This window comes from Terriglobus roseus, from assembly GCF_900105625.1.
In the GTDB taxonomy this organism is placed as follows: Bacteria; Acidobacteriota; Terriglobia; order Terriglobales; family Acidobacteriaceae; genus Terriglobus; species Terriglobus roseus_B.
The window spans coordinates 3,789,539-3,803,295 of sequence record NZ_FNSD01000001.1; the positions used below are offsets into that span (position 1 = coordinate 3,789,539).

The window sequence follows — 13,757 nt, forward strand, 5'->3', positions numbered from 1 at the left end:
TCAGGTGCCGCAGAACGTCTGCAGTACGCATTCCTCGGGACGTGCCGGGACGGTAAAACGATCTGCTGTCGCGGAGTCCTCATACGGGGCTGCGGTGGCCGTCAGCAGGTCATGGAACGGCTGAAAATCCCGCCGCAGCACAGCAGCATCAATGACTTCCTGGACGCGATGATTTCGCGGGATGATGGCCGGGTTGACGTGGCGCATCTGTGCCGCTCGTTCAGCGGGCTCGGAAGGCTCCTGTGCCAGCCGAGTCCGCCACGCAACGGCCCATGTGTCGAAAGCAGTTGGATCTGAGAAGAGACGACGCGCGTTTTCGTCACCGGTGACACCTGCGGCGGCGTCTGCCAGTTTGCGGAAGGTCAGGGTGAAATCCGCGTGATTCGCGGCCATGCGCTGCAACAGATCCTCAGCAAGCGCGATGTCTCCCTCCTGCGAGGTCAGCAGCCCGAGCTTGCGACGCAGCCCCTCTTCGCGTGCTGCTTCGAAGTGCGTGGCGAAGGTCGCTAGCGCTGCGTAAGCCGATGCCAGTCCTGCCTCATCGCTGCCTTCCTCAATGACAAGCAGGGGCAGTACAGACTCGGCCAGTCGCGTCAGGTTCCAGTGCATCGCGTCAGGCTGATTGCTGTAAGCGTAGCGACCCTGCTGGTCGATGGAACTGAAGACCTTGTTCGGCTGATACGCCTCAAGAAATGCGCATGGCCCGTAGTCGATGGTCTCGCCGGAAATCGAGGTGTTGTCGGTATTCATGACACCGTGGATGAAACCGAGCAGCATCCATTGAGCGACCAGCTTCGCCTGCCGCTCGATCACACCCTCCAGGAAGGCGCGGTACGGCTTAGCCGCGTGCGCTGCGTCAGGGTAATGGCGTGCCATGGCAAAGTCTGCAAGCGTGCGCAGGTCTTCCATGTTGCCGCGTTTGGCGAAGTACTGAAACGTCCCAACGCGAAGGTGGCTCCAGGCCACGCGCGTGAGAATGGCGCCCGGCAGCATGCCCTCCCGAACGACGTGCTCGCCGGTGGTGACCGCTGCCAGTGCACGGGTTGTGGGGACGCCCAGCGCGGCCATCGCCTCGCTGACAATGTATTCGCGCAGGACAGGACCCAGCGCCGCCCGGCCATCGCCACGACGCGAGAAAGGTGTTGGCCCGGAACCCTTCAGCTGGATGTCGTAGCGCCTGCCGTCGCGACCCAGTACCTCACCCAAGAGGTTGGTGCGGCCGTCACCGAGCAGCGGTACGAAGTAACCGAATTGGCTGCCCGCATACGCCTGCGCCAGTGGCTCTGAGCCCTCTGCAACGCGATTCCCGGCGAGGACGGCAATACCCTGCGGAGTGGCCAGCGCGTCCGCATCAAGGCCGAGTTCGCGGGCCAGCGCTGCGTTTACCTGGATCAGCTTCGGCGCAGCAACGGGCGTCGGAGCCAGCCGCGCAAAGAAGCGATCCGGCAGCCGGGCGTACGTGTTCGCGAAGGCAAAGAACGGCAGGGCAGTAGCGGACTCATCCACGGAAAGTGGGGCGATCGAGGCACCATCAGAACTCATGCTCTTTGGATGCTGTCGCGACGCTTTCGCTCTATGCCGCGTTGCGGAGCCGACTGACCTAGGGGTGTACCGTCGACTCTACCGACATACCAGGCAACAGCGGCCGCCCTCCGACCCGCGTCGCATCCAGACGAACACGCACTGGAATCCGTTGCACGACTTTGACGTAGTTGCCGGTCGCATTGTCCGGAGCGATCAGTGCGTACTTCGAACCGGTTGCTCCGCCGATGCTTTCCACGCGGCCCTGAATGTCGCTGCCATAGGTGTCTACATGAATCGTGACCCTTGCGCCGGGCTGCACGTGACGCAGTTGCGTCTCCTTGAAGTTGGCAGTGACCCAGATGTCATCTGTGGGGACGATGTTGAGCAGCAGTTGGCCGGTTGCGATTCGCTGGCCGGTCTCGATACTGCGACGCCCGATGATGCCGCTCACGGGCGCAAGGATGTCGGTGTAGCTAAGATTCAGTTGCGCCTCTCGCAACGCGGCCTTCGACTTCTTCAAGTCGCCGGAGACACGATCGACACTGCTCCGCGCGGTCGCCACCTGTCCGGGCGCTGTCGCAGCGGAGGCGGTGTCCTGCTTGCGCTGCACGATGTGCTGCAAGGCAGCCTGGACTTTCTGCTCCGCCGCCTGCACGTTTGCCTGTGCCGCGGAGAGTTGTGCTGCGCTCACATTGGCTTCCGTCATACGCGTGTCGTACTCAGAGCGCGAGATCTCGTGCGAGATCACGAGCTGCTCATACCGCACCCTGTCTGCTTCCGCGCGGCGCGAGCTGGCTTCCGCCTGCTTGACCTGTGCCGTCGCAGCGAGCACACCGGCGCGTGCGCTGGCGAGTTCGGCTTCCGTCTCAACCTCGGATGCCTGCGCGGACGAGAGACGGCTCGAGGTTGTGGCTTGCGTAATTGGCACGGCGAGTTGTGCGCTCTGCAGTTGCGCCTGCTGGGCCTGCACATCGCCCTCCAGGCGCTCGACTGTGGGCTGGTAATCATTCGTATCCAGCCGCGCCAGCACTGTGCCTGCCTTCACGAATTTCGTGTCGTCGATATCGGGATTCGTCCAGACGACGGTTCCTCCAATGCGCGCGTTGATCGGGTGTACATGCCCATCGATCTGCGCGTCGTCCGTGGAGATTGTCCCGAACGAGTTATCCCAGAGAAGGTAGCCTCCGACGATCAGGATGAGGATGGCCGCAAGGGCGAGTACGGCAGCAGTGCGAGTTTGCAATTTCGATTGAGTGTCAGACATGGTTAGCGAACTCCGAGATAGGTCGTGTAATCGCGCTCCGCTGTTCCGAGCGAGCGCACAAGCAAAAGCTTGGCAAGATTGTGGCCGTAGATGCTGGCGATGTCGTTGTCTTTTGCCGCGGCGACTGCCTGCTCGGCCTGGATGAGTTCAAGGCTGTTCGATACACCGGCTTCGAAGCGGTCCTTCGCCTGCCTGAGACCTTCTTCCGCAAGAGAAGAATTTGTACGAGCTACCTGCACACTTTTGTCGGCGGCGCGGAGGTCGAGGAGGGCTGAACGAACGTCATACTTTGTCCGTTGTTGCAAATCTTCGAACTCGGCCTGGCGGCGGTTCAGGGTTGCAGTCGCGGTCAGGACCGCCGCTTCGATCCGTCGACCGGTAAAGATGGGCACACTGACCTGTCCTTCAATTCCGTAGTTCCCGTAGACGTGGCCGAAGTTCACGCCGACCTCGCCGCCATTGGCTCGAACCTCCACCGACGGCAGATTCTGCGCGCTCTGCGCCTTCACCTGCTGTCGCGCGAATTCGACACGCGCTTCCGCAGCTTTCAGGTCCTGCCTTGAGGCCGCAGCCTGCTGGACGAGGGTGTCGAGGTTCTTCTCCGGAGCGTCATGGAACCCCAGGTCCGTGGTCAATGTGAATTCCTGCTCCACGGGTAAGCCGATGATGCGAGTCAGTCCGAGCTTGTCTTTCTCAAGACGTACCTGCGCAAGCGCCAGCCGCTGGTCTGCACTGTCACGAGCCACGGTTGCGCGAATGGCATCGATCTCAGGGGAGACTTCACGCTTCACACGATCACGCAGCAAACTTTCAACGGCTTGCGCGGAGGCGAACTCTGCCTCTGCGGCCTTGACACGGGACTGGCTTGCAAGCACCTGTAAGTAAGCGCTCGTCGCAGCAAGCACCACGATGTTCTTGGCGTCGGCCAGAGACGCGGAGCTCATTGCCTCTTCAGCGTGGGCCGCTTTGACCTCATGCCATGCAGCGATGTCAACTACCTTCTGCTTGTAATCCACGGATGCCAGTTGGTAGTTGTAATTCGGCACGATGCTCGGAAGACCCAGCTTCTGACCACCAATCGTGTTGACCGGAAAGTTCTGGAAGTCCTCCGCGAACTGCGCGGAAAGCTGTGGCAGCAAGGTCGAGAGTGCGCGAAGGCGAGCCGCGCGCGACTGTGCATGGTCCTGTTCACTATCAATCAAGCCAAGGTTCGCGTGAAGTCCCCGATTCACAACGTCCGTCAGCGACAGCTCAAGAATCCCGGGCATCAGTGTGCTCGTGGGAACGCTGCCCAGGAACGGATTCTGCGCCTGCACCGCAAGCGCGCTCGGATTCGTCGTGTTCGTTCCAGGATCGAACGGACGTGGCGTGCTGATGCTGTTGGACAGTGGACTGAAGCTGGAGGAGCTCTGGGCAAAGACCGGCACGGACAGCACAAGTGCGGCAAGGATGACTGCGACTTCATAGATAGGAGTGGAAGATTTCATGCGTTTGACTCGAGGCCGGGCAGAAGCGATTGACCGCTGACGGTTTCTGTTACGCGCTCGGACGCGACAGGTGCAGCAGCGCTGGGAAGCAGTGGAAGGAAGAGGAGCATCACGGCAGCGAGAGCTGCCATAACGTTGAAGACATCAGCGAACGTAAGTACAAGTGCTTGCCTGGAGACAAGAGCTGCAACGCGACCAGCATTGGTGGAGTCGATCGTTACGCCCAACGTCGATAGATCGCGGCTGAAGAGCCCATCGATCAATCGGGAAGAATGCAGCATCGCGCGCCGGTCAATCAGGACCACCACGAGTGTGACACCCAGCGACGCGCCCAGTTGGCGGGCGCCGTAATAGATCGCCCGAGCACTGGAGGCGTGGGAGTCTTCCATGCGTGCAAAGGCTCCGATGGCAAGCATCGGCACCGAGATCCCGATGAAGATGCCATGCAGTAGCAGAGGAATCCAAAGCTGCCTGTCGGGGGTATCGCCCGTAACAATGTACCCGAGCCACCCCATGGCCAGCATCTGGACAAACAATGCGAATGCCATGATCTGCTTCGCACCGACATGTCCCGCGGCTTTGACCAGCAGTGGCACGATCGCCAGCATGGCAACAGCGCTGAGGCCAGCGACAGACATCAGGAGTCCGGTCTGCGTTGCGGAGTGCGATTCCACGCGGCGCAGGTATTGCGGCAGCACGTACAGCCCGCCGGCAAGCTGCATGCCAAGCGCAATGCCGAGCACGCTCGCCGACATCAGGCCTCGGTCACGCAGAAAGTGAAGATTCAGTAGCGGCCTGTGATTGAACGGGAGGCATTGCCACGCGGCAAAGAGCAGGTTGAAAGCTACGCCGATGGATACGAGCAGAATGATGCGGTTCGAACCAAACCAATCGTCGATCTCTCCGCGGCTCATGGCTGCCTGAAGCGCACCGGCACCGACCAGCAGCAACCCAATCCCGAGCAGATCTGGATTGTGCTCTTCCACGTCATCTCGCCAGTGATCCGCGGCATACCGGCGGAGGATTGCCGCAGCGACAAGCATGCCTGGAACTGTCACGAGAAAAAGCAAACGCCAGCTGACAGCATCTGCAAACCAGCCTGAAGCTATCGGGGCCACAATGCGGCCCACCACGAAGAAGCCGCCGGCGTAAGTTCGAAGACTTGAGGGGCGTTCACTACGCGGATATTGGTGCGTGATGAAGACCAGCGTCCTCGCAAGGAACACGCCGCCAGCAAACCCCTGGAACACTCGGCAGAGGAGAAACAGCGCAAGGTCAGTACTCGCAGCGCAACCCAGGGCAGCCACAGCATAGAGAATGCAGGCGAGGCTCAGAAGGCGACGATTGCCAAAGTAGCTCGCCAGCCGATGGGTCAAAGCAACTGAGACCGCAAACGCCGTGCTGTACACGGTCACAGCCCAGCTTGCTTCGTCTGCGGAGGCTCCAAGAGCGCCAGTAAGGTCCGTAAGGGTGACGCTCAGCCCGTTTCCAGTCCACTGTTCCATGCCGGTCGCGAGGGTGAGCCCGGCGAGGGTGGCCGCAACAGAACCTTCCATTTGCCCGACGTACTTCGATTTATCTGACAGAGCGGACACATACCTTTAGAACACGGGACGTAACAGAGGTTCCAATACAGTTTTGAGGCAGTTAGCATCAAATAAATTGATGCTAAATCGCTCTTGAGTCCTAAAGCCTGGCTGCAGCTGCCAAATTTTGGATTTTCAGCAATTAATTTATGATCAGCGCATGGTTGAGAATCGCCATTTGCGGTATTTCCTCGAGGTGGCGAAGACACTCCACATGACCCGCGCCGCCGAAGGGCTGCACATCGCTCAGCCCGCGCTCACACAGAACATGCACCAGCTTGAGGCGGAGTTGGGCGTGAGACTATTCGACCGGGAAGGGCGGCGCCTGTCCCTGACGGCTGCTGGTCTGGTCTTCGTCGAGGAAGCCAGAAAAAGCTTGAGGACGTTTGAAGGTGCTCAGCTTGCCGCACAGCGCGCGGCCCGGGGTGAGGGTGGTGAAATCGCCATCGGATTCCAAAGCACTGCAGGGTTGGCCGTTATTCCCAAACTGCTGAAGGAGCTCGGGAATCGCTATCCTGAGATCAAGGTCGTCCTGAAGGAAATGGGAAGCTCCGCGCAGAAGAATGCGCTGCGGCAGGCGGAGATCGATGTGGGCATCCTGTACTCTCTCCCCGATCGAGAGTTCGCCCATCACATGCTTGTGCCGGAGTCCCTAGTCGTTGCGATACCAGAAGTCCACGCGCTCGCGGCGCGCGAATCCATCTCCATGCAGGATCTGCGCGATGAGATCTTCGTTCTGCCAGCCCTGGAGTCTGCGGAACTTTTGCGCGAGTCCGTGATGGCTGAGTGTGCGGATGCCGGATTTAAACCATACCGAATCCAGGACATCACAACGGCACAGACGGCCCTCGGCCTCGTCTCCGTAGGATTCGGAATCTCGATCCTGCCAGCTTCCATCCGCTTTCTCGAACGCCCAGGCGTCGTAATCCGCCCCATCCGAAACAGCCGACTGCAAGCGCAGCTGACCCTGATGTGGTCGCCAACTCACCCATCGCCGATCATTCCAAAATTAAAGGAATGCCTCGACTAAGGCCGGTTTAAATTCGAAGGGATTCTTGGAAGTGTTGGCGTCCCCGACGGGATTCGAACCCGTGTTACCGCCGTGAAAGGGCGGTGTCCTGGGCCACTGGACGACGGGGACGCAATGCGCTGATCACGTGAGGAACACGCGACTGGCCAGACCTAAGCTTAGTTGCCCGGCGCTGCTGTGTCAAAGCGTGCTGTGAATCGCTCGGTGCTTCGTCGGGCCGCGTAGCTTGGGGAGCGGTGCTACCCTCTGCTTTGGGCCTTATGCTGACGACCTATAGCGACCTGAATGGTCACCTGACACCTACAGCCGAGGGCGACCTCCGCAACGCCCTTTGGATTGACCTCTATGAACCATCGCGCGAGGAAGAGATCCGTGTGGAGGCGATGCTGCAGCTTGAGATCCCGACGCGCGACGAGATGCGCGAGGTGGAGAGCAGCAGCGCACTGTATCGCGAACACGGCGCAACCTTCGTCACCATCCGTTTGGTGGAACGCGGGGCATCGCCACAGCCCCGGCTTGCAAGCGTCACGCTTGTTCTTGCAGGGCAGCAATTCGTAACCATCCGATATGCAGATCCAAAGGCATTCCAACTGTTCACGGCCAAGGCGCAAAAGCCTGAGAGTGTTCTGAAGACCGCTCTCTCCGCAATGATGTGTCTGCTGGAAACTGTCGTGGACCGTGATGCAGACCTTCTGGAAGAGATTGGCGATGCGCTCGATCCCATCTCGTTGGAGATCTTCAGCCAGAATGCAGTCTCTATGGACAAGATCGCGGCTGCGGATCTGGGCGGAGTGCTCAAGCGCATTGGTAATGCGGGGGAACTGGCGTCCCGGGTGCGGGAAAGCCTGCACAGCATCGGTCGCTCCATTCCATTCCTGCAGATGCAGATGGTCGATGACAGCGCGCTCCAGACCCGGCTGAAGACTCTCTCCACGGATGTCCAGTCATTGCTGGAGCATGACAACTTCCTCCAGACACAGATTCAGTTTCTGCTCGACTCCAGCATCGGACTCATCTCGATCCAGCAGAACGCCATCATGAAGACCTTGAGCGTGGCAGCGGTAGTCTTCCTGCCGCCGACACTCATCGGATCCATCTACGGCATGAACTTCGAACGGATGCCGGAACTGCACTGGCACTATGGATACCTGTGGGCGCTTGGCCTGATGGCGATGTCGGCCTGCGGTCCGCTCCTATTCTTTCGGCTGAAGCGCTGGCTTTAAATCCGTGATCGCACCGCGCGTGACGGACACTCTACCCGAAGTCGCAGCAGCCAGTGCGCGAAAGATGCCGTGTTCTGCGAAACTGTAAGGGCTCACCAACCAGCCGCAACCCTGCGGCTCAAAAGCCGGGATGGCGGAATCGGCAGACGCAGCGGACTCAAAATCGTCCAAGACAGTGTCTAGCATCCGCATAAATCTCTAAAAACAAAGCGGTTACCTGGCATTAGAAACAGCCTTTTGTGTTGCACAATGCTTGCACACTTCCGTAGTATTTTGATGTCGGGAGGTGCTTCTGCATGTCCGAACATCACACAATCCTTGGTGGCAAGGTCCACGTCTACAAACGCCCGAACAGTTCTAGCTGGCAGTGCGCGACTTACTTGGCTGGGAAGAACCGGCGCACAACGACCAAAGAAGACAGCCTCTCGAAAGCGAAAGAATTCGCTGAAGATTGGTACTTGCAGTTGCGGGGCAAACTTCGCGACGGCGACTTGAAGAGCGGCAAGCCGTTCCGGGACGCGGCCAAGTTGTATCTGCGCGAGTTCGACATCATGACGCAGGGACAACGAAACGCAACCTACGCGCGCGGCCAGCACGCGCGTACGAATGGCCATCTCGTTCCTTTCTTTGGCAGCATGGTTCTGCCTGAGATCACTGCGGGCACGATTAATGAGTACCGCATCCATCGCCTTGAGGAGTCGAAGGCATCACGCGGCAAGCCGCCGGCGCATAACACCATGCACCAAGAGATCGTAACGTTGCGCCAGATCTTCAAGACGGCTTTGCGTCACGGATGGATTGAACATCTCCCGGATATGTCCGCGCCCTATCGGGCGTCGGCCAAGATTTCTCACAGAGCGTGGTTTTCGCCCGAAGAGTACAAGCAGCTTTACGAAGCGACCCGCAAGCGGGCGCAACACCCGAAGCAGCCGCGTTTTCGCTGGGAAGCGGAACAGCTTCACGACTATGTTCTGTTCTCCGCAAACACAGGGCTTCGCCCCGATGAAGCGATGCGTCTGCAGTTCCGCGATGTGAAGATTGTCCAGGATGAAGGTAGCGGCCAAACAATCCTAGAGATCGAAGTTCGAGGTAAGAGAGGCATTGGCTTCTGCAAGAGTACGGTCGGAGCTGTGCGACCGTTCGAGCGCTTGAAGACTCGCCTCCGTCCCGACGGTGGGCCGGGACGTGCGGGCAGCCGCAAGGATTCATTGGAGAGTGGCGAATGGCAGCAGCCGGTCGCAACGGAACTGCTGTTTCCGAAGTGGTCGCGCGATCTGTTCAACGCGATCCTTGAAGAAGAAAAGCTTCGGGTAGACCGCGATGGCAGGCCGCGTACTGCCTATAGCCTTCGTCACACGTACATCTGCTTGCGGCTTCTCGAAGGGGCTGACATCTACCAGATCGCAAAGAACTGCCGAACCAGTGTAGAGATGATCGAGAAATACTATGCGGCTCACCTGAAGACTCAGCTCGATGCTTCAGCGATCAATGTGATGAAACCGCGTCCGAGAAAAGACTCAGCCAAGAAAGCGCCTCGTAGGGTTGAGCTTCATCCGCTGGCGGATGCGATGTAAGTGGTTCACCCGGATGGAAGCATCCGGGTTTGCTTTTGGTGCCGGATCAGGGCCGCTCCGGCCCGCTTTGATCCGGTGCTGCCTTATTGCATACGAACGTATGCGATAAGTCTAGATATGGCATGGACCAAACTCTGTCATCCGCTCAGGAACTGATGTGAACGTTGGTCAGTGTGGCCGCTTCCTTTTCTCTACTCTCCACGTTCGAGCCTAGGAACCGACCTACGCATCCACCATAATGGGGTCGCGAGCATATTCGGCAGCATTTATATTCGTTTCATGCCCACTGACCAAGTCAAGAATCGTTCGTTCAAAGAACTACTCACCGGAACGGTCAGGTTCAAAATTCCGTTTTTTCAACGGGGGTACGCCTGGGAAAAGAAACAGTGGGAACAGCTATTCCTGGACCTACAGGAACAGGTCATCACCGAACTCGACGCTGGCTCATCGCCGCTCGAAATTCAACACTTCTTTGGCCCCGTTGTAGTAATGGAGGAAGCTGGCGTTCCGGAACTCAAAGAGTTCCTGGTCATCGACGGTCAACAAAGGATCACAACGGTATATCTGCTACTCGGCATAATCAGGGAACATCTGCTAACCAAGAAACACCTCTCTGTTGATGCGACAGACTATTCGAAAAAGCTGATGAAGTTCATCTCAAATGATATCGAGACGGGAGACGACTATCTCCACCTCAAAGTATTTTCATCAAAAGGTGACCGGCTTCCGTCGTATCGGGTCCTGTTCGGTACCGAAACGAATCCCAAGACCCCGCTCCTTCAAACCGATCTACAAGCATTCGTTCCTGGAGCCTCAAAAGTTGAGGGTTTCAAGAAGTACGCCGACAAGAAGCTGAAGAATGATTTTCCGGATGTACCGTCGTTGTGGAGGCTCGCCCAAGTATTGCTGCAATGCTTGACAATTGTTTGGATCCCATTAAGTCAGGGGAAAGATGATTCGCAAGCCATTTTCGAGAGCTTGAATGATAAAGGGATGCCGCTGACTGCAAGCGAATTGCTATGCAATTATTTATTTCGCCCTATTCTCGACGCGAAGGAGTCTCCAGATCAAATGCACGATGATTGGTGGCTTTCATCAATCCGGCTACTCGGCGACAATGACAACTTCGAAGAGTATCTGCGCAATCTTTTCTCCATCGGCGAGAGCAAGATGGTTGGCAAGAACAGGAAAGTCTACGTCCACTTCAAGACGAAACATAAGATGTTAAGCGTTGCTTCCGCGAAAGGGCAATTGGCTGGGATCAGGGCTGGAGTAGATCAATACCGGATGATTCTTGATCCTATTGGAGCGCCCCACGAAGACGAAGGAATCACTAAACTCCTCATTTCGATATCCCAGACACGCATGGAGTCAAGCACGCCGTTCGTGCTCTCAGTTCTGCAAGCGCACGCGGCGAACACATTATCTGTAGAAAAAGCGAGAGCAATCCTCTCTGAGACAACTGTCCTCCTCGTTCGACGCAAGATGGCGGAACTCTCCACAACGGCTTACGACGTTATGTTTCCTCAGTTGCTAAGCAAGGTAATAAATGAGCCGAATCAAATCCTCGCACTACATGAGCAGTTTCGAAAGCACGGAGTTTGGGTCTCGGACCAAGAATTCTCCGCAGCCGTGGAAACAAAGTCTGCTTATAGGACCAGAGACCTGCCGTTTGCTCGTTTGCTCTTGATAGAGCTGGATAAGGCTTTTCAAGCCTTCGGGCAGTTTCCGGATTACTCGACTGTTCCGACCATCGAGCACGTGCTTCCACAGGAACTGAACGGCGATTGGCTTGCTTACTTGGGGGCGGACGCTAGTGATGAACATCTGCCGCAGCTCATCCACACGATCGGCAATCTCTGTCTGCTAAGCCAGCCAGCAAATAGCTCGGCAGGACAGAATCCGTTCACTACAAAGATCGCCGGATATTCTGAGGTGACCGCTTTAGCTCGACAGATCAAGAACCACCCTGAGCCGTGGGATCTTGCAGCGATTAGATCGCGATCAAAAAACCTCGCAAAGGCGGCCGTAGAGCGCTGGGCTTGGCGCAACTGATTGCGTTGAGGTGATGAGAGCAGGGCCTTTCGGCAACTGTCCCGTCGGCGATCGCCGAGTCCGCTCTGCGGACGTAGATCTCATACAGCGAATCGTTCTTCAGCGTAGCGGTATGGCGAAGCAGCTGATGGCGCATTTTTTTGCCGATAGGCTATCACCCCGAAAGATCTACGTGCTCTCGCCCTCACGTCTGTGTGAAGAACTCTGCACCGCCATCTTCTACAGTCTTGACAACTAGAGCGCGATCCAGAAAGTCGTTCTGTTGCTCACAGCTGGTTTCCGCGATAAGAAGGCAACCGTGACATGCTGCGCCAAGTAAAAAGTTACGTTCGTGAGGGTTGGCAGGAATATGCTGCGAGCAGATCGGATCGTTTGAACACAGTGCGGCCAGCTGGAGCGCTCCCGCGATCACATCCGCAATGCGATTGCCCACTTCTATTAGACCGCCCAGTGTCCCTTCCGCATCCGAGCTGCCCGTGAAGATTAGTACGCCATACCCTGATTTGGGGATCGCATAGATTCTTTCTTTGAGTGAGCTAGCCGGGTACCCGCATTCGAGCGATATTGCGGTCATAAGCAGGTGCGAGAAGGTGTGGAGCAGGATATAAGCGGGATCGGGAAATTTCCTGGTCGATGAGGTGCGGTCTTGCTTCCAGGCTTGAAACCCTTGTATTAACTGGACAGACCTTGCAATGACGCCGTCCCTCTTTTTCCATTTCTCGATCTCCCCGCCGTCAAATTGAATGAAAATCCCTTCCCCGCGGTTCTCTACGGTAGGGACCCACGTTACGGAGCGCGCAAGAGCTGCGCGGGTCACTTCGAAGTCCAGCTCTCCTTCAGCATCCGTCGCTGCCGCCTCAAACCGCGTGAAGCCGATCAGCGATGTAACCTCTCGCAACCTCTGCACCAATACAACTTTGGCGATGCCCGACATCCACGGACGCTTCCATTTTTCCGGGGCCAGGGTGCGGGCGTAAAAGAGGCCGGACGGGCGATCCTCGCCAATCTCTTCTCCGATCGAAAGCAGGGTCTCCAGCTCAACAGCTTTGACAGACTTCTCTCCCTGCTGGGCGGGAGCTCGTCTCAATTGCAGCTCTTCTAAGACAGCCGCGTCAGAGACTCCCTTCAACGCATCTCCAGCCTGCGGAATCCGCCGGTAAACCGCAATCTCTTCAAGCGTGGTCGCGGTGCTCACAAAGACCCAAGCCGCATCAACGGCCGCACGAACCTTCTGGCCGTGGTCCGGCAGCGAGATGACGCTAATTCTCTGCGGAAAGTAAGAGTTCGACGCGGTGCGCACGAGTAAGCGGTTCATCTCGGGGCACGACTCCCGCATGTTCGGCCCAAGCCAAGGACGGTCCCCATCGCAGTGGTCGAATCCCTCGGCTTTGCTGCCGCCGACAGCAGCTAGACTTCTTTCTCTGCCGCACGCGCAGCGCACCCAAATCTCACCGAGGTCGCCGCTTGTTCCACGCTCCTCAAGGTGCAGTTGGCGCCCTGAACGGGAACACGAGTCATCGGCCCCGTGCACGAACTTGAACCAATTGATGTCGCCGATGTGGCCCCTCTTACAGGCTCGAACAAACCGGATCGGGGTGACTCGCAGCCTCTTGCGACTCTGTGGATCCTCAAAGACGCCACCACGCAGCAGGCTGCGAGCATTGACCAGGAAGCGACTTACAACCGCTCTCTCGCTCTGCACCGATGACTCATCCTGAGTTACAAACCACTCGGGAAAGCGAAAGACCGGTACCCCTGTTTGTACGGCCGAATCCGCGTCACCTGCCGCGGGCGGCGTGAGCAATTCAACTTCCGTAATCTCCAGCAGCTTCTTGATCTTCGCGCTGAGTCGCGGTTCGTGGATCGGCTCGCCGCGGCCTTCCCAGAAGTCAAGCCCGGAGATGAGGACGGAGTGATCGGGGAGATCCGTCATCGCACCCGGTCCATAGGTGGAGATCAACTGGCCCTGGCGGAGCTGTCCCTCCGCTTTGATTACCTTGCGCCTGGTTGCCAT

General features: G+C 57.8%; 9 protein-coding genes and 1 tRNA gene. 4 read left to right on the forward strand and 6 right to left on the reverse strand.

Annotated elements, in window-relative coordinates; all coding sequences use genetic code 11:
- From BLW03_RS15800 to BLW03_RS15815, 4 genes are read right to left on the reverse strand one after another with little or no spacing between them, the layout of a single operon-like run.
- Complete coding sequence (locus tag BLW03_RS15800) at window positions 1-1,542, reverse strand: protein adenylyltransferase SelO (protein WP_074655015.1); 1,542 nt, start codon at window positions 1,540-1,542, stop codon at window positions 1-3.
- Between the two features lie 58 nt (window positions 1,543-1,600).
- Window positions 1,601-2,788 (reverse strand): HlyD family secretion protein, encoded by a 1,188-nt coding sequence (locus BLW03_RS15805; RefSeq protein ID WP_074655017.1) that lies wholly within the window; start codon window positions 2,786-2,788, stop codon window positions 1,601-1,603.
- A 2-nt stretch (window positions 2,789-2,790) separates the two neighbouring features.
- On the reverse strand, window positions 2,791-4,275 hold the full coding sequence (locus tag BLW03_RS15810) for a TolC family protein (RefSeq protein ID WP_074655019.1): 1,485 nt from the start codon (window positions 4,273-4,275) through the stop codon (window positions 2,791-2,793).
- A complete protein-coding gene (locus tag BLW03_RS15815; RefSeq protein WP_212733212.1) occupies window positions 4,272-5,870 on the reverse strand; it encodes an MFS transporter in 1,599 nt (532 codons plus the stop codon). Before BLW03_RS15815 ends, BLW03_RS15810 begins: the two co-directional genes overlap by 4 nt.
- Window positions 5,871-6,021: 151 nt before the next feature.
- On the opposite strand from BLW03_RS15815, the gene BLW03_RS15820 reads away from it, so the two are divergent.
- Window positions 6,022-6,891: a LysR family transcriptional regulator gene (locus BLW03_RS15820; RefSeq protein ID WP_074656069.1), complete on the forward strand. Its 870-nt coding sequence runs from the start codon at window positions 6,022-6,024 to the stop codon at window positions 6,889-6,891.
- 35 nt (window positions 6,892-6,926) lie between these two features.
- Here the strand turns inward: BLW03_RS15820 and BLW03_RS15825 are convergent.
- Window positions 6,927-7,002, reverse strand: a tRNA-Glu gene (locus BLW03_RS15825).
- 149 nt (window positions 7,003-7,151) lie between these two features.
- Here BLW03_RS15825 and BLW03_RS15830 point away from each other — a divergent pair.
- The 3 genes from BLW03_RS15830 (at window position 7,152) to BLW03_RS15840 (ending at window position 11,743) form a co-directional block, all read left to right on the forward strand.
- Complete coding sequence (locus tag BLW03_RS15830) at window positions 7,152-8,114, forward strand: magnesium transporter CorA family protein (protein WP_074655022.1); 963 nt, start codon at window positions 7,152-7,154, stop codon at window positions 8,112-8,114.
- A 296-nt stretch (window positions 8,115-8,410) separates the two neighbouring features.
- Window positions 8,411-9,688, forward strand: coding sequence for a tyrosine-type recombinase/integrase (locus BLW03_RS15835; RefSeq protein WP_074655024.1), 1,278 nt, complete (start codon window positions 8,411-8,413; stop codon window positions 9,686-9,688).
- 279 nt (window positions 9,689-9,967) lie between these two features.
- Complete coding sequence (locus BLW03_RS15840) at window positions 9,968-11,743, forward strand: DUF262 domain-containing protein (RefSeq protein ID WP_074655025.1); 1,776 nt, start codon at window positions 9,968-9,970, stop codon at window positions 11,741-11,743.
- A 184-nt stretch (window positions 11,744-11,927) separates the two neighbouring features.
- Here BLW03_RS15840 and drmB read toward each other — a convergent pair whose 3' ends face one another.
- Entirely contained in the window at window positions 11,928-13,757 is a 1,830-nt protein-coding gene (drmB, locus tag BLW03_RS15845; protein WP_074655027.1) for a DUF1998 domain-containing protein, read from the reverse strand.

What these genes read in the sequence shown, in the direction of transcription:
- BLW03_RS15800 (WP_074655015.1), bottom strand. Translation starts at nt 1,542, where the DNA reads ATGAGTTCTGATGGTGCCTCGATCGCCCCACTTTCCGTGGATGAGTCC.
- BLW03_RS15805 (WP_074655017.1), bottom strand. Translation starts at nt 2,788, where the DNA reads ATGTCTGACACTCAATCGAAATTGCAAACTCGCACTGCTGCCGTACTC.
- BLW03_RS15810 (WP_074655019.1), bottom strand. Translation starts at nt 4,275, where the DNA reads ATGAAATCTTCCACTCCTATCTATGAAGTCGCAGTCATCCTTGCCGCA.
- BLW03_RS15820 (WP_074656069.1), top strand. Translation starts at nt 6,022, where the DNA reads ATGGTTGAGAATCGCCATTTGCGGTATTTCCTCGAGGTGGCGAAGACA.
- BLW03_RS15830 (WP_074655022.1), top strand. Translation starts at nt 7,152, where the DNA reads ATGCTGACGACCTATAGCGACCTGAATGGTCACCTGACACCTACAGCC.
- BLW03_RS15835 (WP_074655024.1), top strand. Translation starts at nt 8,411, where the DNA reads ATGTCCGAACATCACACAATCCTTGGTGGCAAGGTCCACGTCTACAAA.
- BLW03_RS15840 (WP_074655025.1), top strand. Translation starts at nt 9,968, where the DNA reads ATGCCCACTGACCAAGTCAAGAATCGTTCGTTCAAAGAACTACTCACC.
- drmB (WP_074655027.1), bottom strand. Translation starts at nt 13,757, where the DNA reads ATGGCAACCAGGCGCAAGGTAATCAAAGCGGAGGGACAGCTCCGCCAG.